Raw genomic sequence first — 21,404 nt, forward strand, 5'->3', positions numbered from 1 at the left:
CATGGGTGCGGGCGGCATCTGAACCCGCACGTGCGGAATCTTCGACGGGGTCAAAAATACCGACGGGGCAGCACCATTGCGGGCTTTTCGGAAAGTTTGCGCAGCGCAGCCTAGAGCGCGGCGGCCAGTTCGGTGCCCTGTTTGATTGCTCGTTTCGCATCGAGTTCGGCTGCCACAGCAGCGCCTCCGATGATGTGGGGTTCGATGCCTATGCGCCGCAGGTCCTCTTCGAGATCACGCACCGATTCCTGTCCGGCGCAGATCACCACGTTGTCGACCGGAAGCACGCGTCGGTCCCGGTGTTCGGAACCGAAGCTGATGTGCAGACCCTCATCGTCGATGAGCTCGTAGTTCACTCCGGAAAGCTGATGCACCCCTTTGGCTTTCAGCGACGCTCGGTGCACCCAGCCGCTGGTCTTGCCGAGATTGCGGCCCTGTGGTCCCTTGGTGCGCTGGAGGAGGTACACCTCGCGCACGGCGGGCGCGGGCAGGGGAGTGGTCAGCGCGCCGCGGGCTTCCTGCGGGTCGGCCACACCCCACTCGGCCTTCCACTCCTTGAGGTTCAGGGTCGGCGACTGATCAGTAGTGAGGAATTCGCTGACGTCAAAGCCGATTCCACCGGCGCCGATCACCGCTACCGACTTGCCTACCGGCGCACCGGTGATGGCCTGGGCGTAAGTGAGCACCTTCGGATGATCGATCCCGGGAATGGCGGGAAGGCGCGGAGTGACCCCGCTCGCGAGCACCACATCGTCGAAGCCGGCCAGGTCGTCGGCTCCGGCCCGAACTCCCAGCCGCACGTCGACTTCGAGCTTGCCGAGCATCGTCGTGTAGTACCGGATGGTCTCGTTGAACTCTTCCTTGCCGGGAATCCTTCTGGCCAGGTCGAATTGGCCGCCGATGACCGGCCCCGCCTCGAACAGCGTGACCCGGTGACCGCGCTCGGCGGCGTTGACCGCGGCCGACAACCCGGCCGGGCCGGCGCCCACGACGGCCACCGAACGGGCCCGACGCGTCGGGCTGAGCACCAGTGTCGTCTCCCGCCCGGCCCTCGGGTTGAGCAGACACGAAACCTTCTTGTGCACAAAGGCATGGTCGAGGCAGGCCTGATTGCACGCGATGCAGGTGTTGATCTCGTCGGCCCGCTCCTCGGCGGCCTTGAGCACCCAGTCCGGATCGCTGAGCAGGGGCCGCGCCATCGAGATCAACTGGACGTGCGTGTCCGCCAGGATCTGCTCGGCGCTCTGCGGCATGTTGATCCGGTTGGACGCCACCACCGGGATGGAGACGTGCTCGGCCACCGCACTGCTGATGTCGGCGAAGGCGCTGTTGGGCACCGAGGTGACGATCGTGGGTACCCGCGCCTCGTGCCAGCCGAAGCCCGAGTTCAGGATCGTCGCGCCGGCTGCCTCGACTTCGGTTGCCAGCGCGACGATTTCCTCCCACGTCTGTCCGTCCTCGACGTAGTCGGCCATCGAGAGGCGGTAGCAGATGATGAAGTCGGAACCGACGGCCTCGCGCACCCGTCGCACGATCTCGACCGGGAAGCGGCGACGTTTCTCCGGGGTGCCGCCCCACGCATCGGTGCGCTTGTTGGTGCGCGGTGCCAGGAACTGGTTGAGCAAATAGCCCTCGCTGCCCATGATCTCGACACCGTCATAACCCGCCTCGCGGGCGAGCAACGCACAGCGGACGAAATCGTCGATGGTGCCTTGGATATCACGGAGTCGTCTCGGCTTAAACGGGTTGATGGGGGCCTTGATCGACGATGCGCTCACCGAAAGTGGGTGGTACGCATAGCGTCCGGCGTGCAGGATCTGCAGCAGGATCTTGCCGTCGGCGTCGTGCACGGCGCCGGTGATCCGGCGGTGCCGTCGCGCTTCGGTGGAGGAGACCAGTTGTGAGGCGAACGGCAGCAGCCAGCCGGTCTTGTTGGGGGCGTAGCCGCCGGTGATGATCAGCCCGACGCCGCCGCGGGCCCGCTCGGCGAAGTAGTCGGCGAGTTTCGCGGTGTCGCCGGCACGGTCCTCGAGGCCGGTGTGCATCGAGCCCATCACGACCCGGTTGCGCAGAGTGGTGAAGCCGAGGTCCAACGGCGACAAGAGATGCGGATAGGTCAACCCCATGTCCGCAGGGTAGGTGGGACCGACGGTCCTATGCAACTAATTGACTGGTTTGGGTTGGGTAAAAGGAATCGGTCGGGCGGCTAGGCGAGCTGTATCTGCGACGGCTAGTATCAGTTACCACGCGCCACCCATAACTGGGTGACGCGTGAAGTTAGGACACACTGAGACGCGCGTCCAAGTATCGGCAACGCATACTGTGACGTCGAACTCAACAGAGTCCCGACCACCGAGCCCAGCAGCCCACTGGACAGGAGAGACATCAGTGACGTACGTCATTGCCGAACCCTGCGTCGACGTCAAAGACAAGGCATGTATCGAAGAGTGCCCGGTCGATTGCATCTACGAGGGTGCCCGCATGCTGTACATCCACCCCGACGAGTGTGTGGATTGCGGCGCGTGCGAACCGGTCTGCCCGGTCGAGGCCATCTACTACGAAGACGATGTGCCGGACCAGTGGAGCAGCTACGCGCAGGCCAACGCTGACTTCTTCTCCGAACTGGGTTCGCCCGGCGGCGCGTCCAAGGTCGGCCAGACCGACAACGATCCGCAGGTCATCAAGGACCTGCCGGCCAAGGCCGAGGACTGAGCACGGTCGAATCCGGCTTCGAGACTGACGTGGTGCGACAGCGTCGTTCGGCGGCACTTCCAGAGTTTCCGTGGGACACCCTGGCCGACGTCACTGCTCTGGCCCGCTCGCACCCCGACGGAATCGTCGACCTTTCGGTAGGTACTCCGGTAGATCCGGTGGCACCGGTGATCCGGGAGGCACTGGCCGCCGCCAGCTCGGCTCCCGGCTATCCGACGACGGCCGGGACCCCGGCACTGCGCGCCTCAGCCGAAGCGGCGCTGCGGCGCCGGTACGGGATCACCGACCTGGCACCGGATGCGGTGCTACCGGTGATCGGCACCAAGGAGCTGATCGCCTGGCTGCCGACGCTGCTGGCAATCGGCCCCGGCGATGCCGTCGTGGTCCCCGAGCTGGCCTACCCGACTTACGAGGTGGGTGCCCTGCTGGCCGGGGCGCAGGTGCTGCGCGCTGACTCACTGACCCAGCTGGGTCCGCAGCGTCCCGCGCTGATCTACCTGAACTCACCGAGCAATCCCACCGGGAAGGTGCTCCCGCTGGACCACCTGCGCAAGGTGGTGAACTGGGCCCGCGATCGCGGCGTGCTCATCGCTTCTGACGAGTGCTACCTGGGCCTGAGCTGGGAAGCCGAGCCGCTCAGTGTCCTGCACCCGTCGGTCTGCGACGGTGACCACACCGGTCTGCTCGCGGTGCACTCGCTGTCCAAGACCTCCTCGCTGGCCGGCTACCGTGCCGGGTTCGTCGCCGGTGACCCGGCTGTCGTCGCCGAACTGCTCGCGGTCCGCAAGCACGCCGGGATGATGGTGCCGACGGCGGTGCAGGCCGCGATGGTCGCCGCCCTCGACGACGACGAGCACGAAGCCCTGCAACGCGAGCGGTACGCGCAACGCCGAGCGGTGCTGCTGCCGGCACTGCAGGCGGCCGGATTCACCATCGAACATTCCGAGGCCGGCCTGTACCTGTGGGCCACCCGCGGCGAACCCTGCCGCGACACCGTCAAGTGGCTGGCCGAGCGCGGCATCCTGGTGGCGCCGGGCGAGTTCTACGGACCGGCCGGAGCGCAGTACGTGCGGGTCGCGCTGACCGCGACCGACGAGCGCATCGCCGCTGCCGTCGCACGCCTCGCCTAACCGCCGAGCAGTCCCAGCGACATCGCCTTGGTGACGGCCGCCGTGCGGTCGGACACCGCGAGTTTGTGGAACGCCCGCAGCAGATGCGTCTTCACGGTGGCCTCGCTGATGTGCAGGGCGCGGCCGATATCGGCGTTGGTGGCGCCGGTGGCCACCAGGGCCAGCACCTCGGCCTCCCGCACCGACAGTGTCACCGCCGGCGCCCGGACCGCGTTCACCAATCGGTCGGCGACGCCGGGGGCCAACACGGTCTTGCCGCGCGCCGCGTCGCGCACCGCACTGGCCAACTCGGCGCGCGACGCGTCCTTCAGGAGATAGCCTGTCGCGCCCGCCTCGACGGCGCGAAGGATGTCGGTGTCGCTTTCGTAGGTGGTGACCACGACGATGTGGACGGACGGATCGGCGGCCAGAATCTGGGCAGTGGCGGTGACGCCGTCGACTCCGGGCATCCGCAGATCCATCAGGATGACATCGGGGCGCAGTGCGCCGGCCAGCGCGATCGCCTCGGCCCCGGAACCGGCCTCACCGATCACCGCCAGGTCGTCCTCGGCGTCGATCATGCCGCGCAGCCCCTCTCGGACCACCGGATGGTCGTCGACCAGCAGGACTTTTGTCACGTTGCCGGTCATGCCGGCACCGCCACGATCACCCGCACGCCGCCACCGTCGGGCACCGACAAGGTCATGGTGCCGCCGACCTGATCCAGCCGGGCCTGCATACCGCGCAGGCCGAAACCGTCGACGTGGTCGGGCTGCAGACCGATACCGTTGTCGGACAGGGAAAGTCGTACCCCGTGCGGTACGGGCTCAAGGTGGACCCGGAGTTCACTGGCCTGCGAATGCCGGCGCACGTTCGTCATCGCCTCCTGCGCGCTGCGCAACAACACCACATCGGCGGCCACGCCGAGCGGGGGCAGGTCGTCGTCGATGTGGATGTCGACGGCGATGCCGGTCTCGGCGGCCAGTCGCTCGCACTGGCGGCGCAGGGCGGCAGGCAGCGAGCCCTCCTCCAACGCGGCCGGGGTCAGCCTGGTGACCATCGTGCGGGCCTCGGCCAGGTTGTCGCGCGCGGTGTTGCGGATCAACTCCACATGCCGGGCGGCGGCGGCCGGATCGGCGTCACTCTCGGCCTGCACCGCCTGGGCGAGCGCCACGATGCTGGTGAATCCTTGGGCCAGGGTGTCATGGATCTCGCGGGCCAACCGCTCCCGTTCAGCGGCCACCCCGGCCTCCCGTGACAGGCGGCCGGCTTCGGCCCGGCTGGCCGCCAACTCGGCGACCGTCTCCGCCAACCTCTGTCGCTGGCGCATCGTGGTCATGATGGTGGTACCGATGATCGGGGCGGCTACCGCGCCGACGAGGGTCACCGCCGCCACCGGCGGCAGGCTCGGCCATCCCAGCCCGTGGATGGCCACGGCGAGGCCCAACGGTGCCAGGGTTACCAGGAAGGTCAGCGTCAACGCCGCCGTCAGCGGCAACGTGGCGAAGATCAGCGGGAAGAGCGCCGGAATTGCCGCGACGGCCGGCGCCGCGGCCAGCAGCGCGAGCAGCCAGAGGCCGATCATCACTGCCAGGAACGCCGCCGTCCGTGCGCTCACCGGCCCGGCGATCGGATCCGCATCGTGAATCACGCTGCGCCCGAACGCCAGAACGATGACGACCATCGCGGCGAGTGCGCCGCACGCCACACCTACGTTGCCGCCGAGGGTGTGTCGCAGCAACACCACCGCGACGATCGCCGCGACGCACAACCCGCAGACGTAGGTCTCCCACATCCAATGCCAGTCCGACGGCTCCCGCAGGACTGCTGTGGTGGACGGACCGGTTTCGGTCATCTGCCGATGTTAACGGCCGCCGGCGCCTTCGGTGGCCACCCAGTTTCCGTGGAATCCGTGCGGAACCCTGACCGGAATGTGCACGGTGGCAACGGGTGCCAGACTCTGCCCGTCGAGCAACACCAGATCGCTGCGGTTCTCGGCCCGGTCGTAGACGAATCCCATCACCACGCCGTCGTTCTCGTCGGCGTCCGGTCCGGACGGGACGAAGACGAACTCGCCGGGTTCGCGCCCGGGCCCGAAGTCGATTCGGTCAGTCGTGCCCTCACGCAGGTCGTGGCGCAGGATGGCGCTCGCTGCCGCGTCCGGTTCCGGTGGCAGGCTGACGGTGTAGCCGTACCGGTGCTGCCGCCCGACCGTGCGCTCGTCGATGCGGGGGAATTCCTGGGTCTCGTCGTGGAGCCGCTGCTCGCGCACTGTGCCGGTGCGAAGGTCAACGGTCCAGCGGTCCAACGTGATCGAGTCGGTGAACAGCCGGTCCCCGGTGGTGAACACCGCCGGATGGCGGACGACGTCGAGCACGATCTGCTCGCCGTCGGGTCCGGTCTGGTCGAACCCGTTGAGCGTGTGGAACACGTAGCACGGCGGTATGTCGAACCACCGGATGTCGGCCGCCGATCCCTCGCGGGGCATCACCCCGACACGGGCACCGTGCTCCGGTGACCACCGATACGGCATCGCCGTTGTCGGTAGCGCGGCGCGTTCGGATCCGCGCATCGCGGCGCGCAGGACGAAGTCCGGTGCCGCATGCCGGGCCGCAAATCCGGTCAGCAACCGTGCAGCAGCGCGCGCCGGGGCGCTCTTGACCATCGTCGTAAGATCGAGCAGCACCGGCAGGTCGTAGAGCACCACATACTTCTCGGTCAGGGTGAAGTCGTGCATCATCGTCTGTGCGCGTAAGGCGATGTCGACGGTGCGCCGGACCCTGCCGTCCACCCCGGTGACGGTGTAGCTGACCAGGTTGCCACGGAACGGGTTGTACGAGACGGCATGCAGTTCACCGGTTTTCGGATCGTGTTTGGGGTGTGCGGTGAACCCGCCGAACAGAGTGCCGCAGAAGTCGGACGGACCTACCGTGTCGAGCTCGTCGGTGAGTTCGTAGGGCCGCACCCCGGCCTCCGTGACCACCAACGTCCGGCCGGCGTGGCCGATGATGTTGGTGTTCGACGGGAAGTCGAAACCACCGGCGTGCGCGCCACCGGCCCATTTTTCGCCGAGTTCGCGCGCCACCGAACTCGACCGGACCCACCGGTTCCGGTACCAGGTCGCGCTGCCGTCACGCAGCCGGATCCCGTGCGCCATGCCGTCGCCCAGAAACCAGTGGTGGTGCCGCGGGTTGGGGGCCCGCAGCGGGTTGGGGCCGGTGCGCAGATAGCGCCCGTCGAGATAGTCCGGAATGGTCCCCGTGACCGTCAGGTCGGTGACGGTGACCTCGTCATGTACCGGGGCGTAGTTCCCGCTCAGATACGGATGCTCGGATTCCTGCTGAACCGCTTGGGTCGTCATAACCCCACGGTGCCCCACCAGGCGTGTACACGCGACGACTTCACGGCTGATTCGGCTGTCAACCGAACGATGGACAGGCAGTTGTCGATCAGCTTGGCGGGCGAGCCATGGAGCATTCGGTGAGCTGTTGAGATTTCCCGAGAGACTGTAAACCGCCGTGGTAGTACAGCAGCATGTCGTGGTACTTCGGCAGCGTGCGGTCGCGAACCCACATGTTCTCCGTCGGAGTGTTGGACTGGCTACCGGACCTATAAACACCGTCCTTGATGAACTCGATCTCGACCTCGAGCTCGTCGGCAAGTGCCTGTACTTCTTGGTGATTGGCGATCGCCCCGTCGTCCCACTTGATGGTCTCGTTGAACCGTGGGCGGACCTGCGATTCGCACCGCTGCTTAGCCGCAGCGTAGAGGTCGGTTTGCTCCTGCTTGGCGCGCGCTTCGTTCTTGTCACTGAAGTGCTGCCCGATGCAGGCGATGCCCACCACCACCGCGACGACGGCGCCGATGATCCGCCCCACCCCGTTGACCGCGACGTAGGTGTCCGACGGCTCGGTTCGGTCGCGGAACTTCCATCCTTCGTCGAGATAGAAGGCGAGCTTCGGACGCACCGCGAAGAACACCAGCACGGCTGCCAGAAGAAAAGACAGGATGCCCAGCGCCAGCATGATGACCCCCCGTCGAAACCCGTCGCGTCAAACCTCAGGTGTCATTCTGGGGGATGAGCCCCGTGGTCGAGCGCACCAATTTCGACAGACCTCATGCTGTGGCCCGCAGGCTCAACGCGAGCAGCAGCCGGACATCGGCGTCGTTGAGGGAGGCCGCGATCAGCTGCTCCACGCGGCGGATCCGGTAGCGGACAGTGTTGGGGTGTACGTGCAGATGCTGCGCGGCCGCGGCCACGTCGCCGAAGCAGTCCAGATACACACCGAGGGTTTCCGCGAGCACCGGTTCGTCGGCCCGCAGCATCCGCACCCGCGGATCGATCAGCCGCTCATCGGCGGCGATGGCGGTGACGATCTCGTCGAGTAACACCGTGGTACGCGCCTCGGCCAGCGAGGTGACCGCCGCCAGCGTTCCGGGATGGCGTTGGGCCGTGTCGAGCACCCGGTCGACATCGGTGCGGGCCGCCGCCGCGCCGGTCAACCCGGCCACCGGGCTGGCGATCACCGCGTGCAGCTCCAGTCCCAACTCACTGCGCAACGATGCCACGGTCCCACGCACCCACGACGTTACCGCCTTACCCGTGCTGGGGAACAACACATAGACCCGCGGTCCCACCGAGGCCATCTGCGCGTCATGGCGAAAAGCGCTGGCGCTCAACGCCAGAACATCAGCCAGTCGGCTCGCCTGATTGCCACCGGCGCAGCTGTCGAAGCCGATCACCGCAGCCCGGCCGTCAACGGCCACACCGAGTTCCCGGGCGATCAACTCCACCTCGACGGGGGCCTCCGCCTCGCCCAAACCCAGCAGTTCCTGTACCCGCACGGCATGGGTGGAGGGTGCGGCAGCCAGGCGCGCCATGATCCGCGCGGCCAGCACTGCGGCGCCGCGCATCACCTCCTCGGCGTCCTCGGCCAGCGGGCGACTGCCCTGCTGCACCCAGATGGTGCCGACGAACGCGGCGGCCCGGCGCTCGTCGACGGCGGGCGCGAAGATGCCGATCGCCAGCCTGGGTCGCAGCCCGAGCTCGGGGCGCTCGGCCACCCGCACCGCCTCCGGTCGGGAACGCAACGCATCGAAGATGCCCCACTGGGCGATCCACGCCAGATGCTCCGGTGGACCCGCCCGGCCGAGAATCGACAGGCGACGCAACTCGTCGGCTTCGTCGCTGGACGCGGAATAGGCCAACACGTGTGACTGGGCGTCCTCGATGCTGACCATGCCGTGCGTGCGTTCGGCCACCGACTGGGCCAGGCCGAACAGGTCGGTACCCGAATCGTGCAGTGCGCCGTCACCATGGTGCTCGAAGACATGGTTGACCAATCGGTACAGCCGCTCCCAGCGGGCTCGCGGATCTACGGCAACCACCGCGGTGCCTGCGGCCACCGCCCGTTCGATGACCGCATCGGACGGCTTTTTGATGAAGATCGCCGCGGGCGGCCGGCGTGCGGTCTGCTGCTCGACCCAACCCAGCGCGTCGGCCTCGGACACGCCGAGCAGGAAGAACACGTCCGCGGCGCCTGCGGACGGGGCCAGGCCCAGGCGCACGTCGTCGGAATCGATGAGCGCGGCCGAGGCCACTGCCAGATCCAGGCCCCGGGGCGCCTGAACCAGTCTGACCAGGGTGGCATCCAGCGCCAACAACAGTTGGCCCAGGCTGACGCCGGTGGTGGGCATGTTGTCCGATTCTACTTATCTTGGCGGTGAGGCTTGGCGAAACAGACAAGTGTTGCGTGGGTCACGTCGGGGATTCTGGACTCATGGATGCCATCACCGACGTGCCCTCGCCGGCCAACGAGCCGGTTCACGACTACGCACCGGGCTCGGGGGAACGCGCCCGGCTCGCCACTGCGCTCGGCGAACTCACCGGCGCCCCGATCGACCTGCCGCACGTGATCGGCGGCAAACACACCATGGGCGGCGGTGCACGCATTGATGTCGTGCAACCGCATCGCCACCGCGCGACGCTGGGCACCCTGACCAACGCCGAACACGCCGACGCCAGTGCCGCCATCGAGGCCGCGCTGGCCGCCAAGGCCGATTGGGCCCGGATGCCGTTCGACGAGCGCGCCGCGGTGTTCCTGCGGGCGGCCGATCTGCTGTCCGGACCGTGGCGCGAGAAGATCGCCGCCGCCACCATGCTCGGCCAGTCCAAGACCGCCTACCAGGCCGAGATCGACGCGCCCTGTGAGCTGATCGACTTCTGGCGGTTCAACGTCGAGTTCGCCCGTCAGATCCTGGCCCAACAGCCCATCAGCAGCCCCGGCGTCTGGAACCGCACCGACCACCGGCCACTCGAGGGCTTCGTCTACGCCATCACCCCCTTCAACTTCACCGCGATCGCAGGCAACCTGCCCACCGCACCCGCCCTGATGGGCAACACCGTGGTGTGGAAACCCTCGCCCACCCAGACCTTCGCGGCCTACCTGACGATGCAGCTGCTCGAGGCCGCCGGACTGCCGCCCGGAGTGATCAACCTGGTGACCGGCGACGGGATCGCGGTTTCCGATGTGGCCCTGGCGGATCCGCGACTGGCCGGCATCCACTTCACCGGATCGACCGCCACGTTCCAGCACCTGTGGCGTGAGGTTGGTGCGAACATCGGCAACTACCACACCTATCCGCGACTGGTCGGCGAGACCGGCGGCAAGGACTTCGTCGTCGCACATTCCTCGGCCCGCCCGGATGTGCTGCGCACCGCGCTGATCCGCGGTGCTTTCGACTACCAGGGACAGAAGTGCTCGGCAGCCTCCCGGGCCTTCATCCCGCGCTCGGTATGGCACCGGATGGGCGACGACTTCCTCTCGGCCACATCGGACCTCAAGTACGGCGACGTCACCGACCTGGCCAACTACGGCGGTGCCGTGATCGACGAACGCGCCTACGCCAAGAACGTCGCGGCGATCGAGCGGGCCAAGGGTGCGGCGGGCGTCACCATCGCCGCGGGCGGTGAATATGACGACAGTGAAGGCTATTTCGTGCGGCCCACGGTTCTGCTCTCCGATGACCCGACCGACGAGGCCTTCTCCACGGAGTACTTCGGCCCCATCCTGGCGGTCCACGTCTACCCAGACGCGGAGTACGAGCGCATGCTCGACGTCGTCGACACCGGTGCCCGCTACGCGCTGACCGGCGCGGTGATCGCCGACGATCGCAGTGCGGTGCTGACCGCCGCCGACCGGCTCCGGAACGCGGCGGGCAACTTCTACGTCAACGACAAGCCGACCGGCGCGGTCGTCGGCCAGCAGCCCTTCGGCGGATCGCGGGCCTCGGGCACCAACGACAAGGCGGGCTCCGCGCTGAACCTGTTGCGCTGGACCTCGGCCCGCTCCATCAAGGAGACGTTCGTGCCGCCCACCAACCACACCTACCCCCACATGGAGGTCTGACATGGGCGTCTTCCAGCGGGTCGCCCGCCCGGCGATCCTGGCCGCGTCGCACTCGCCGCGGCTGCGCCACACGGCTGAACGCCTCCCGATCACCCGCAAGGTGGTGGACCGCTTTGTGGCGGGGGAGACCGTGCCCGAGGCGCTCGACACTGTTGGTGCACTGCGGGATTCGGGCCGGTTCGTCACCGTCGACTACCTCGGCGAGGACACGACGAGCAGCGACGACGCCGAACGCACCGTGCAGGCCTACCTGACTCTGCTCGACGGGCTGGCGCGACGCGGCGACATCGACGCCGCCGTGCGACCGCTGGAGGTGTCACTCAAACTCTCGGCGCTCGGTCAGGCGCTGCCGCGCGACGGCGAGAAGATCGCCTACGAGAACGCGCACACCATCTGTGCCAAGGCCCGCGCGGTGGGAGCCTGGGTCACCGTGGATGCCGAGGACCACACCACGACCGACTCGACCCTGTCCATCGTGCGTGATCTGCGCACCGAATTCGACTGGCTGGGAACGGTTCTGCAGGCCTATCTGCACCGGACCGAGGCGGACTGCCGTGAGTTCGCCGCATCCGGAGCCCGGATCAGGCTGTGCAAGGGTGCCTACGACGAGCCCGCCACGGTTGCCTACCGCGACGCACAGGAGGTCACCGACTCCTACCTGCGCTGCCTGCGGGTTCTGATGGCCGGATCGGGCTACCCGATGGTGGCCTCACACGACCCGGAGATCATCGACGCGGTACCCGGCCTTGTCGATGAATTCAGCCGGGGTGTGGACGGTTTCGAGTACCAGATGCTCTACAACATCCGTGACGCCGAACAACGCCGGCTTGCCGACGCGGGCAACCACGTCAGGGTGTACGTACCGTTCGGCAACGAGTGGTACGGCTATTTCGTACGGCGACTGGCGGAGCGCCCGGCCAACCTGACATTCTTCCTGCGGGCACTGGCCGAGCGCCACTGAGCCAGGACCTCAGCTGGGACTCAGGTCGTAGGCGACCTTGAACTTGTCGAGCAGGTACGGTCCCGACACCACCGGTTCATACCGCGCCGGGTTGTCCACGGTCGCACATGTGGGGATGCACTCGATCACGGCGTCGAAGTTGGGCTGGTGGAAGAACGGGAGGCTGAACCGTTCGGCGGTGGGTGCTCCGGTGCCAACTACCCGGTGCACCGTGCTGACCCACCGGTCGTTGGTCCACCGCGCCAACAGGTCGCCGATGTTGATGACGAACGAGCCCGGTACCACCGGCACATCAAGCCAGTCGCCGCGATCGCCCCGAACCTGTAGCCCACTCTGGGATTCGTCTTGCAGCAGGATCGTGAGGTTGCCCCAGTCGCTGTGTTGGCTGAGCCGGATATGGCCGGCCGGCTGCTCATCGGCCGGGTAGTAGTTGGCCATCAGATTGGAGTTGTGCCGATCGATCAGCGTGTCGAACCAGTCTTCGCGCAGGCCCAGCGCCAAGGCGAACAGCCGAGACAACTCGGTCGCAAGCGACGCCATCTCGTCGTAATAGCGTTGGTAGGCCGCGCGGAATCCCGGTACCTCTGGCCATCGTTCGGCGACCGCCACGCGTTCATCGGTCCATCCGGGCCCGTCGAACCCCTCCGGATTGCCCAGCGGGAAGTACACGAATTTCTCAACCTGGTCCGGTGATTCGCGCTCGGCCATCGGGTCGGCTCCGTCGTTGGTCGCCGCGAGGTTGCCCGCGCTGCTGAACCCGCGGGCCAGCGGGTCGGCAGGATCGGCCCCGACCTGTTCCTTGAGGGCCCGTGGCAGCGAGAAGAATTCGCGCAACGCGCGGTTGACGTCCTCGATCACTACATCGGGCACCCCATGGCCGACGAGCAGCAGAAAACCGCTGCTTTCACAGCATCGGCCGATGGCGTCGGCGACTGCTTGGCGTTGACGCTGGTCGCCGTTTCGGGCGCTGCTGATGTCGATCAACGGGACGAAGCCGTCGCGCAGGACAACTTGGTCGACTATCACCTCTGGTTGGCTCACGCGCTCGACGGTAGAACCTCAACCTAAGTTGATGTCAACGCTGAATTTCCCTCTCGCGCAACAGCAGAAAAGTCAAAGCCGCCAGGCTCTGGGCGTCGGTGATCGCGCCGGCCCGGATCATGTCGTTCAGCTCTGCTCGGGAGAACCACGCGCTGTGCATGTCCTGCTCCTCATGCTCGCGTTCGTGATCGCCCGCGGTGAGGCCGGTCGCCAGGAACACCCAGCCGCGCTGGCTGCTCATTCCCGCCGCCACATCGAGTTGGCCGAGTCGTTCCATGGTCTCGGCGCGCAGACCGGTCTCCTCACGGAGCTCGCGGTGGGCGAGCGCGGTGGCCTCCAGATGCTGATTCTCTGGCGCTGTGCCCTGAGGGAACTCCCAGCGTCGCAACCCCAACGGATAGCGGAACTGCTCGACGAGGTGAAACCGATCGCCGTCGGGGTCGTACGGAATCACGAGGGCGTAGGTCTGCTTGTCCACGACGGCGTAGATGCCGGTGCTGCCGTCACACCGGACGACGTCGTCTTCGCGCAGCGTCAACCAGTTGTTCCGGTACACCTCGCGCGTCGCGGTCCGGCGGATGGCGGCCGTCAGACCGATGCGTAGCCGATCCGGCGGGATGTCGCCGGCGCTCTCGATGTCGTCGGCGAGGGTGGCGGCGAAGTCGACGAGGTGGGCCACGTCGATGTCGTAGGGCGCGGGCTGGTCGACGAGGGCGAGCCGCGCCGACGCACGTCTCAAGAGCGCAGCGGCACCGGTGCGGTTGCCGCGCTGCACATGCGTGATGCCCACAGCCAGTTGCGCCAGGCCCTGCCAGAGCGCACGTTCGTGGTCCGGGCCGTTCTTCCACGCCGCTTCGAGCACTTCGTGGGCGCTGAACGCCTGACCACGGTCGAGCAGATCCTGGGCGTAGGCGAGAGTTTCGGCCGGCGCGAGCTCCAGGTCATCGGGAATGCGTGCGACGCCGTCACTGCCGTACGGCAACGGTCGGCCGAGTGCGTCACGCGGGCGGGTGCTGCGCGGCCGCCCGGAGTCGTCGCGGTCGCGTCCAGCTGCTGTGCCCATACCACCCGACGGTAGCCTCACAAGGGTGTTGCTGGCCTCCTTGAACCCCGCAGCTGTCGCCGCGGGCGCCGAACTTGACGATGCCGTTTCCATCGATGGGGCCGTGCTGAGCCGCAGCGACCTCGTCGGCGCCGCCACTTCGGTGGCCGAGCGCGTCGCTGTCGCCCGCCGCGTCGCCGTCCTGGCGACCCCGACCCCGACGACGGTCCTCGCCATCATCGGGTGCCTGATTGCCGGCGTGCCGGTGGTCCCGGTACCCGCCGACGTCGGCACGGCCGAGCGGCGGCACATCCTCGCCGACTCGGGCGCCCAGGCCTGGCTGGGGGAGCGGCCCGACGAGACTGAGGGATTGCCGCACATCCCGGTGCGGCTGCACGCCCGGTCCTGGCACCGCTATCCCGAGCCGGCAGCTGATTCGACCGCGATCATCATGTACACCTCGGGAACCACCGGAGCGCCCAAGGGCGTGCCGATCAGTCGTCAGGCCATCGCCGACGACATCGACGCGCTGGCCGAGGCGTGGCAGTGGACCGCCGCCGACACCCTGGTGCACGGGCTGCCGCTGTTCCATGTGCACGGGCTGGTGCTGGGCCTGCTCGGCTCGCTGCGGATCGGAAACCGCTTTGTACACACCGGGAAACCGACGCCGGCCGCGTATGCGGAGGCGCAGGGCACGCTGTACTTCGGGGTGCCGACGGTGTGGTCGCGGGTGGTCAAGCACCTCGACTCTGCCCTGGCGCTGTCCACGGCACGGCTACTGGTCTCCGGTAGTGCGCCGCTGCCGGTGCCCGTGTTCGACGAGTTGGTGCGGCTGACCGGGCACGCTCCCGTGGAGCGCTACGGCAGCACCGAATCGCTGATCACGCTGAGCACCCGGGTGGACGGTGAACGCAGGCCCGGCTGGGTCGGGTTGCCGCTGGCCGGTGTCCAGACCCGGCTGGTCGACGACGACGGTGCACCGGTGCCCCACGATGGTGAAACCATCGGACGGCTACAGATCAAGGGCCCCATGGTGTTCGACGGTTACCTCAACCGGCCCGAGGCCACGGCCGAGGCCTTCGACCCCGACGGCTGGTACCGCACCGGCGATGTCGCGGTGATCGACGCCGACGGGATGCATCGCATCGTCGGACGCGAATCGGTGGACCTGATCAAGTCCGGCGGCTACCGCATCGGTGCAGGAGAGATCGAGACGGTGCTGCTGGGCCACGACGGCGTCGACGAGGCGGCGGTAGTCGGGGTGCCCGACGAGGATCTCGGGCAGCGCATCGTCGCGTTCGTCGTCGGCACCGCTGCGCCTGAGACGCTCATCGAGTTTGTCGCTCAACAACTTTCAGCACACAAACGCCCCCGCGAAGTGCGGCTGGTGGACAGCCTGCCCCGCAACGCGATGGGAAAGGTGATGAAAAAGGAACTGGTGCAATGGGACTGACGTTCGCCGAGATCTGCAACGATGCACACGACCCCGAAACGTTGGGGGCCTGGTAGACCGACTGATCGGCCTGGGCGCCTGCCACGTCGACATCGGGCAGGGCGAGCAGACCTGGGTGGCGCTGGCCGACCCCGAGGGCAACGAGTTCTGTGTGCTCGCTGCCGAGTAGGGCCGGCTCCGCCGACGTGTTAACAAAAGGCGTAGCTTGGTCGATAGAGAGGTTGGAAAGCGCACGTCAACCTGCCGATGTTTGGAGGCCACACGTGAATCTCAAGAAGATCGTGGGAACGGCAATGATCGCCGGTGCACTGGGCGCCGGATCCCTCGGGTTGGGCGCGGCTTCAGCACAGGCTGACCCCGGCCCCCGTATTCCGTGGGTTCCCGGTCCGGGCTGGGTTGATTGGAATCCAGGCCCGAACTTGCCACCAGGCCAGATCAAAAAGTGGTGCCCGTGGCAATCCCCGCCTGGTCACTGGGTCGGTGGCCCGCACGGGATTCCTTGCACCTAGCTGCACCTGAGCCAGCTCGAACGTCGGCTTGTGTGTCAGGTTTTCGCGAATTTTGACACACAAGCCAACGTTCGGCGTCGAAATCTAGTTGGCGTGCAGCGCGTCGTTGAGCGTGATGCCCGTGCCGTCGCGCTTGACCACCTCGACCGCGCCGGAGAGTGAGTTGCGGCGGAACAGCAGGTTGTTGGCTCCGGACAGCTCGACCGCCTTGGTGGTCTGGCCGTCGGCCGTGCTCACCTTGGTGCCGCCGGTGACGTACAGCCCGGCCTCGATCACGCAATCATCGCCCAGCGAGATGCCCAGGCCCGCGTTGGCGCCCAGCAGGCAGCGCTTGCCCACCTTGATGACCTCTTTGCCACCACCGGACAGGGTGCCCATGATCGACGCGCCGCCACCGATGTCGGAGCCGTCGTCCACCACGACACCGGCCGAGATCCGGCCCTCCACCATCGAGGTGCCCAGCGTGCCGGCGTTGAAGTTCACGAAGCCCTCGTGCATGACCGTCGTCCCCGAGGCCAGGTGCGCACCGAGGCGGACGCGGTCGGCGTCGGCGATCCGCACACCCGACGGCAGCACGTAGTCGACCATCCGCGGGAACTTGTCGACGCCGTAGACCGCGACGGCCCCGCGGCGGCGCAGCTTGGCGCGCACGGTTTCGAAGCCCTCCACTGCGCACGGCCCGAAGCTGGTCCACACCACGTTGGCCAGCAGGCCGAAGATGCCGTCCATGTTGGCGCCGTGCGGCGCCACGAGCCGGTGTGAGAGCAGGTGCAGCCGCAGGTAGGCGTCATGCGCGTCGGCCGGCTTGTGGGCGAGGTCGGTGATCGTGGTGCGCACCGCCACCACCTCGACACCGCGGTCGGCATCGGGGCCGGTCAGGCCCGCGAACTCGGCGGGGACATCGTCACCCGTCAGCTTCACCGTGCCGGCGTCGCCGGAGGCGCTCAGCTCAGGGGCGGGAAACCAGGTGTCCAGGACGGTCCCGTCGGCGGTGATGGTGGCCAGGCCGACGCCAGATGCTGCAGTCACGTTGGCCTAGGTTACTGGACTACCGTGGACGGCCATGGGGCTAGACCTGCGTGCCGATCCGATCGCGCTGACTGCTGCACTTGTGGACATCCCCAGCGAATCGCGCCATGAACGACTCATCGCCGATGAGATCGAGGCCGCGCTGCGAACGCAGGCGCCGTGGTTCGAGGTGATCCGCAACGGTGACGCGGTGCTGGCCCGCACCAACCTGGGCCGTCCGTCACGGGTGATGCTGGCCGGGCACATCGACACCGTGCCCGTGGCCGACAACCTGCCGAGCCACATCAAGAACGGGGAGATGTGGGGCTGCGGTACCTCGGACATGAAGTCGGGTGACGCGGTGTTCCTGCACCTGGCCGCCACGATCACCGAGCCCAGCCACGACATCACCCTGGTGATGTACGACTGCGAAGAGATCGAGTCCAGCGCCAACGGGCTGGGCCGTATCGAACGCGAGCTGCCGGACTGGCTACAGGCCGACGTCGCGATCCTCGGCGAACCGTCCGGCGGTTACATCGAGGCTGGTTGTCAGGGCACGATCCGCGTCGTCGTCGGGGCGACCGGCACCCGCGCACATTCCGCGCGTTCCTGGCTGGGGGACAACGCGATTCACAAACTCGGCGGGGTGCTCGACCGGCTCACCGCCTATCAGCCCCGCAGCGTCGACATCGATGGTTGCGTGTACCGCGAAGGGCTGTCCGCGGTCCGGATCGACGGCGGCATCGCCGGCAACGTGATCCCGGACGCCGCCTCGGTGACCGTCAACTTCCGTTTCGCCCCCGACCGCAGTGTCGATCAGGCCGTCGCCCACGTCCATGAGGTGCTCGACGGCCTCGACGTCGACATCGAATTGACCGACGCCGCCGCGGGTGCACTGCCTGGCCTGGCCAAGCCGGCTGCTGCTGCGCTGGTGGCCGCGGCTGGGGGAGCCGTGCGCGCCAAGTACGGCTGGACCGATGTGTCGCGGTTCGCCGCGCTGGGGATCCCGGCCGTGAACTACGGGCCGGGCGATCCCAATCTGGCGCACAAGGTCGACGAACGCGTCGAGGTCGCCCAGATCACCGCGGTCACCGACATGCTGAGGCGCTATCTGTCGTGAGCACGGTTCGTGTCGACAGCTGGATCTGGGCGGTGCGTATCACCAAGACCCGGTCCGCGGCGGCGGCCGCCTGTCGCGGCGGTCATGTGCGGGTCAACAACGTGCCGGCCAAACCGGCGCAGCACGTCAGTCCGGGCGACGAGGTGCGGGTCCGGTTGGACGGACGAGAGCGGATCGTGGAGGTCATCCGCCCGATCGCCAAGCGGGTCGGTCCCGCCATCGCAGCTGAGTGCCTGATCGACCGCAGCCCGCCACCGCCGCCCAAGGAGATCGTGCCGGCCGTGCCGGTCCGCGATCGGGGTGCCGGTCGCCCGACGAAACGTGAACGGCGCCAACTGGATCGGCTGCGCGGAACCTTTTGAAGTTAAATCGGTTGCACGCGTGCGTACTATGGGTAACGCATCTGCTGTCAACCGAGGTGGGCCGAAAACATGCTGGGAACTGACGATATCTCCGGGTGATCCCGAGAGTCGATTCGTCTTCCTGTCCCTCTGTGCGGTGCCTTTCTGCCCGCATCACCTTGGAGTACCAGCATGTCTATCGTCTGTTCCCATTTGTCGTTCTCCTGGCCCGATGACATCGAGCTGTTCTCGGACCTGTCGTTTTCCGTCGGCCCCGGCCGCACCGGACTGGTCGCACCCAACGGTGCCGGAAAGAGCACGCTGCTCAAGCTGATCGCCGGCGAGTACCTGCCCTCGGCGGGCTCGGTGACGTCTGACGGCGCCGTCGGCTACCTGCCCCAAAGCTTGCCGTTCACTGCTGATCTCACCGTGGCTGCGGTGCTGGGGATCGCCCCGGTGCTCGACGCACTGGCCGCCTTGGCCGCCGGTGACGCCAGTGACGAGGTGTTCACGACCATCGGCGATGACTGGGACATCGAGGAACGCTCGCGGGCCCAGTTGGACCGGCTCGGCCTGGGCGGCTTGGCGTTGGACCGCGAGTTGGGCACGCTGTCCGGCGGGGAAGTGGTGTCGCTGGGACTGGCGGCTCAACTGTTGAAGCGGCCGGGTGTTCTGCTGCTCGACGAGCCGACGAACAATCTGGACAGTGCGGCCCGGCATCGCCTCTACGACGCGCTCGACAGCTACACCGGCTGTCTGTTGGTGGTCAGTCATGACCGGGTGTTGCTGGACCGGATGGATCAGATCGCCGAGCTGTACCGCGGTGAAATCATCTTCTACGGAGGCAATTTCACCGCCTATCAGGAAACGGTAGAGGCGGCGCAGTCGGTGGCCGAGGGCAACATCCGCAATGCCGAACAACAGCTCAAGCGTGAGAAGCGGCAGATGCAGGAGGCGCGCGAGCGCGCTGCCCGACGCTCCTCGAACGCGGCACGCAACGTCAAGGACGCCGGGTTGCCGAAGATCGTGGCGGGCAAGCTCAAGCGCGATGCGCAGGAATCGGCGGCCCGCGCCGACGATGTACACGCCAAGCGGGTCGACGACGCGCGGACCCGACTCGACGAAGCGGAACGAATGCTGCGGGATGACAAGGTGATCGCGCTGGATCTGCCTGACACCGTGGTGCCTGCCGGGCGTACGGTCTTCGCCGGGGAGGATCTGCAGATCAGCCGTGGCGGGCAGAAACTGTTCGGCGGCAGCGGTATTGGTTTGTCGATCCGCGGCCCGGAGCGCATCGCCCTGACCGGTCCCAACGGCGCGGGCAAGTCGACCCTGCTCCGGGTCATCGACGGCGCGCTGGAACCCGACTCGGGGACGGTGCAACGGGCCGAAGGGCGCATCGCCTCGCTATCGCAACGCCTGGACCTGCTGGCCGAGGTCCGCACAGTGGCCGAGAGTCTGGCGGCTGCTGCGCCGAGTCTCTCGCACACTCGGCGCATGCATCTGTTGGCGCAGTTCCTGTTTCGCGGTGACCGCATCCACCTGCCGGTGGCGGCATTGTCGGGCGGGGAGCGGCTGCGGGCGACGCTGGCCTGCGTGCTCTATGCCGAGCCCGCACCCCAACTACTGCTGCTGGACGAGCCGACCAACAATCTGGACCTGGTCAGCGTCGGTCAGCTGGAATCGGCGCTGAACGCCTACGAGGGGGCTTTCGTGGTGGTCAGCCACGACGAACGGTTTCTGGAGGCCATCGGCATCGACCGCTGGCTGCGGCTGGACGGCGGCGAGCTGAGCGCTACTGCCGGCGCTGGCTGATGTTGTGGGCCTGGGCCGGTAGCGTGCTGACGCCATAGCCGTCCTCAGGCCGCACACCCGCCGAGGCGCGGTCGCCCAGCTGCTCGTTGTACCCGAGGGCGCTGGCGCCGGCCTCGGCCCGATGGCCGGCTTCACCGTCGTGTTTGCGGTGCTCGGCCGTGTCTTCTCGGTCTTTGCCGTCATTCTTGCCGTCGTGCTTGCCGTCCTGCGGATCCGCCGGTCCGCCGTCGGAGCCGTCGCCCTGGCCGTCCCCGGGGCCCTGATGGCCGGCGGCGTTGGCCTTGATGGCGTCCTCCGCTCCGGTACCGCCGACATCGGCGGCCGTGGCCGCCGCATCGCCGCCGCCTCCGGCTGCCTGCGTAGCGCCCTCGACGATGCTCTGCACTCCCTGCATGACCTGCTGCGGTACCTGCGTCACGGCCTGGGTCAGGCCCTGCAGCGGCTGGGTGACCGACTGCATCATCTGTCCGGCCATCTGGCTGAATTGGCCCATCATCTGGCCCGCGCCGTCGGCGCCGCCACCGCCCGCCCCGGTTGCCCCGCCGCCCGCGGCCGCCGAGGAGTTGCCGCTGAGCGCATCGGCCTGTGCCTTGAGTCGCTCGGCGGCGGCCTGATCGCCCCGTGCGTAGGCCTGCGACGCCTGGCCGAGCAAATCGGACATCCTGCCGGCAGCGACCTGGGTGGCACCGAGGGCGCCGTCCCGGGATGACATCGCGCCACCGTGAGCGGTCAGAGCCTGGGAGGCGATGGGGCCGAGGCTGGTTGCGAGGTCAGACGGCCCCGAGAACGCATTCTTGAAGTTGTTCATGTCTTCACTGACATTGCCGACGATCCCGCCCAAGTTGCTGATGGCGGCCGTGTCGGCGACGAACTGGTTCATCGAG

19 protein-coding genes and 1 pseudogene are annotated in these 21,404 nt (G+C 67.6%); 9 read left to right on the forward strand and 11 right to left on the reverse strand.

Features of this window, described 5'->3' with window-relative positions; translation table 11 throughout:
• Window positions 1–110: 110 nt before the first annotated feature.
• Window positions 111–2,126 (reverse strand): FAD-dependent oxidoreductase, encoded by a 2,016-nt coding sequence (locus AC4LGL_RS31860; RefSeq protein WP_491842243.1) that lies wholly within the window; start codon window positions 2,124–2,126, stop codon window positions 111–113.
• A gap of 262 nt (window positions 2,127–2,388) precedes the next feature.
• Here AC4LGL_RS31860 and fdxA point away from each other — a divergent pair, with 262 nt between their 5' ends.
• Both fdxA and dapC read left to right on the forward strand, forming a co-directional pair.
• On the forward strand, window positions 2,389–2,712 hold the full coding sequence (gene fdxA / locus AC4LGL_RS31865) for a ferredoxin (protein ID WP_003882174.1): 324 nt from the start codon (window positions 2,389–2,391) through the stop codon (window positions 2,710–2,712).
• Window positions 2,713–2,741: 29 nt separating this feature from the next.
• Window positions 2,742–3,842 carry a succinyldiaminopimelate transaminase gene (gene dapC, locus AC4LGL_RS31870; RefSeq protein WP_491842244.1) on the forward strand — a complete coding sequence of 367 codons (1,101 nt, stop codon included), beginning with the start codon at window positions 2,742–2,744 and terminating at the stop codon, window positions 3,840–3,842.
• Here dapC and AC4LGL_RS31875 read toward each other — a convergent pair.
• The 5 genes from AC4LGL_RS31875 to AC4LGL_RS31895 all read right to left on the reverse strand — a co-directional run bounded on the left by AC4LGL_RS31875 (window position 3,839) and on the right by AC4LGL_RS31895 (window position 9,518).
• Window positions 3,839–4,459, reverse strand: a complete 621-nt coding sequence (locus AC4LGL_RS31875; RefSeq protein ID WP_491842475.1) for a response regulator — start codon at window positions 4,457–4,459, stop codon at window positions 3,839–3,841. The genes dapC and AC4LGL_RS31875 overlap by 4 nt on opposite strands.
• An 8-nt stretch (window positions 4,460–4,467) precedes the next feature.
• A complete protein-coding gene (locus AC4LGL_RS31880) occupies window positions 4,468–5,676 on the reverse strand; it encodes a sensor histidine kinase (RefSeq protein ID WP_491842245.1) in 1,209 nt (402 codons plus the stop codon).
• Window positions 5,677–5,685: 9 nt separating this feature from the next.
• Window positions 5,686–7,182, reverse strand: a complete 1,497-nt coding sequence (locus AC4LGL_RS31885) for a carotenoid oxygenase family protein (protein WP_491842246.1) — start codon at window positions 7,180–7,182, stop codon at window positions 5,686–5,688.
• A gap of 88 nt (window positions 7,183–7,270) precedes the next feature.
• Complete coding sequence (locus AC4LGL_RS31890) at window positions 7,271–7,846, reverse strand: DUF6199 family natural product biosynthesis protein (RefSeq protein WP_491842247.1); 576 nt, start codon at window positions 7,844–7,846, stop codon at window positions 7,271–7,273.
• A 91-nt stretch (window positions 7,847–7,937) separates the two neighbouring features.
• Complete coding sequence (locus AC4LGL_RS31895) at window positions 7,938–9,518, reverse strand: PucR family transcriptional regulator (protein WP_491842248.1); 1,581 nt, start codon at window positions 9,516–9,518, stop codon at window positions 7,938–7,940.
• An 83-nt stretch (window positions 9,519–9,601) separates the two neighbouring features.
• Here AC4LGL_RS31895 and pruA point away from each other — a divergent pair, with 83 nt between their 5' ends.
• Both pruA and AC4LGL_RS31905 read left to right on the forward strand, forming a co-directional pair.
• Complete coding sequence (gene pruA / locus AC4LGL_RS31900; protein ID WP_491842249.1) at window positions 9,602–11,230, forward strand: L-glutamate gamma-semialdehyde dehydrogenase; 1,629 nt, start codon at window positions 9,602–9,604, stop codon at window positions 11,228–11,230.
• 1 nt (window position 11,231) lies between these two features.
• Window positions 11,232–12,191, forward strand: coding sequence for a proline dehydrogenase family protein (locus AC4LGL_RS31905; protein WP_491842250.1), 960 nt, complete (start codon window positions 11,232–11,234; stop codon window positions 12,189–12,191).
• 9 nt (window positions 12,192–12,200) lie between these two features.
• On the opposite strand, the gene AC4LGL_RS31910 is transcribed toward AC4LGL_RS31905, so the two are convergent.
• The 3 genes and pseudogenes from AC4LGL_RS31910 to AC4LGL_RS31920 all read right to left on the reverse strand — a co-directional run.
• Window positions 12,201–13,232: an isopenicillin N synthase family dioxygenase gene (locus AC4LGL_RS31910; RefSeq protein WP_491842251.1), complete on the reverse strand. Its 1,032-nt coding sequence runs from the start codon at window positions 13,230–13,232 to the stop codon at window positions 12,201–12,203.
• Between the two features lie 34 nt (window positions 13,233–13,266).
• A complete protein-coding gene (locus AC4LGL_RS31915; RefSeq protein ID WP_491842476.1) occupies window positions 13,267–13,824 on the reverse strand; it encodes an NUDIX domain-containing protein in 558 nt (185 codons plus the stop codon).
• Window positions 13,816–14,295: pseudogene (locus AC4LGL_RS31920) on the reverse strand (DUF309 domain-containing protein); the annotation flags it as partial. The gene AC4LGL_RS31915 and the pseudogene AC4LGL_RS31920, both read right to left, overlap by 9 nt.
• A gap of 25 nt (window positions 14,296–14,320) precedes the next feature.
• Here AC4LGL_RS31920 and AC4LGL_RS31925 point away from each other — a divergent pair.
• The gene (locus AC4LGL_RS31925; RefSeq protein WP_491842252.1) at window positions 14,321–15,727 is read left to right on the forward strand and encodes an acyl-CoA synthetase; all 1,407 of its coding nucleotides are present in this window, start codon (window positions 14,321–14,323) and stop codon (window positions 15,725–15,727) included.
• Window positions 15,728–15,740: 13 nt separating this feature from the next.
• Window positions 15,741–15,896, forward strand: a complete 156-nt coding sequence (locus tag AC4LGL_RS31930; protein WP_491842477.1) for a VOC family protein — start codon at window positions 15,741–15,743, stop codon at window positions 15,894–15,896.
• Window positions 15,897–16,320: 424 nt separating this feature from the next.
• Here AC4LGL_RS31930 and dapD read toward each other — a convergent pair whose 3' ends face one another.
• Window positions 16,321–17,265: a 2,3,4,5-tetrahydropyridine-2,6-dicarboxylate N-succinyltransferase gene (gene dapD / locus AC4LGL_RS31935; protein ID WP_491842253.1), complete on the reverse strand. Its 945-nt coding sequence runs from the start codon at window positions 17,263–17,265 to the stop codon at window positions 16,321–16,323.
• A gap of 34 nt (window positions 17,266–17,299) precedes the next feature.
• Here dapD and dapE point away from each other — a divergent pair, with 34 nt between their 5' ends.
• The 3 genes from dapE to AC4LGL_RS31950 all read left to right on the forward strand — a co-directional run bounded on the left by dapE (window position 17,300) and on the right by AC4LGL_RS31950 (window position 20,520).
• Window positions 17,300–18,364 carry a succinyl-diaminopimelate desuccinylase gene (gene dapE, locus AC4LGL_RS31940; RefSeq protein WP_491842254.1) on the forward strand — a complete coding sequence of 355 codons (1,065 nt, stop codon included), beginning with the start codon at window positions 17,300–17,302 and terminating at the stop codon, window positions 18,362–18,364.
• Window positions 18,361–18,726 carry an Hsp15 family ribosome-associated heat shock protein gene (locus AC4LGL_RS31945; RefSeq protein WP_491842255.1) on the forward strand — a complete coding sequence of 122 codons (366 nt, stop codon included), beginning with the start codon at window positions 18,361–18,363 and terminating at the stop codon, window positions 18,724–18,726. The genes dapE and AC4LGL_RS31945 overlap by 4 nt, the downstream gene beginning before the upstream one ends.
• Before the next feature lie 171 nt (window positions 18,727–18,897).
• Window positions 18,898–20,520: an ABC-F family ATP-binding cassette domain-containing protein gene (locus AC4LGL_RS31950; RefSeq protein WP_491842256.1), complete on the forward strand. Its 1,623-nt coding sequence runs from the start codon at window positions 18,898–18,900 to the stop codon at window positions 20,518–20,520.
• On the opposite strand, the gene AC4LGL_RS31955 is transcribed toward AC4LGL_RS31950, so the two are convergent.
• Window positions 20,501–21,400, reverse strand: a complete 900-nt coding sequence (locus AC4LGL_RS31955; protein WP_491842257.1) for a type VII secretion target — start codon at window positions 21,398–21,400, stop codon at window positions 20,501–20,503. The genes AC4LGL_RS31950 and AC4LGL_RS31955 overlap by 20 nt on opposite strands.
• Between the last annotated feature and the right edge of the window lie 4 nt (window positions 21,401–21,404).

It is taken from the genome of Mycolicibacterium arcueilense, from assembly GCF_058536225.1.

Coding starts and splice junctions, on each gene's coding strand:
- AC4LGL_RS31885 (WP_491842246.1), bottom strand. CDS start 7,182: ATGACGACCCAAGCGGTTCAGCAGGAATCCGAGCATCCGTATCTGAGC.
- AC4LGL_RS31950 (WP_491842256.1), top strand. CDS start 18,898: ATGTCTATCGTCTGTTCCCATTTGTCGTTCTCCTGGCCCGATGACATC.
- AC4LGL_RS31905 (WP_491842250.1), top strand. CDS start 11,232: ATGGGCGTCTTCCAGCGGGTCGCCCGCCCGGCGATCCTGGCCGCGTCG.
- AC4LGL_RS31860 (WP_491842243.1), bottom strand. CDS start 2,126: ATGGGGTTGACCTATCCGCATCTCTTGTCGCCGTTGGACCTCGGCTTC.
- dapE (WP_491842254.1), top strand. CDS start 17,300: ATGGGGCTAGACCTGCGTGCCGATCCGATCGCGCTGACTGCTGCACTT.
- AC4LGL_RS31955 (WP_491842257.1), bottom strand. CDS start 21,400: ATGAACCAGTTCGTCGCCGACACGGCCGCCATCAGCAACTTGGGCGGG.
- AC4LGL_RS31895 (WP_491842248.1), bottom strand. CDS start 9,518: ATGCCCACCACCGGCGTCAGCCTGGGCCAACTGTTGTTGGCGCTGGAT.
- pruA (WP_491842249.1), top strand. CDS start 9,602: ATGGATGCCATCACCGACGTGCCCTCGCCGGCCAACGAGCCGGTTCAC.
- AC4LGL_RS31890 (WP_491842247.1), bottom strand. CDS start 7,846: ATGCTGGCGCTGGGCATCCTGTCTTTTCTTCTGGCAGCCGTGCTGGTG.
- AC4LGL_RS31880 (WP_491842245.1), bottom strand. CDS start 5,676: ATGACCGAAACCGGTCCGTCCACCACAGCAGTCCTGCGGGAGCCGTCG.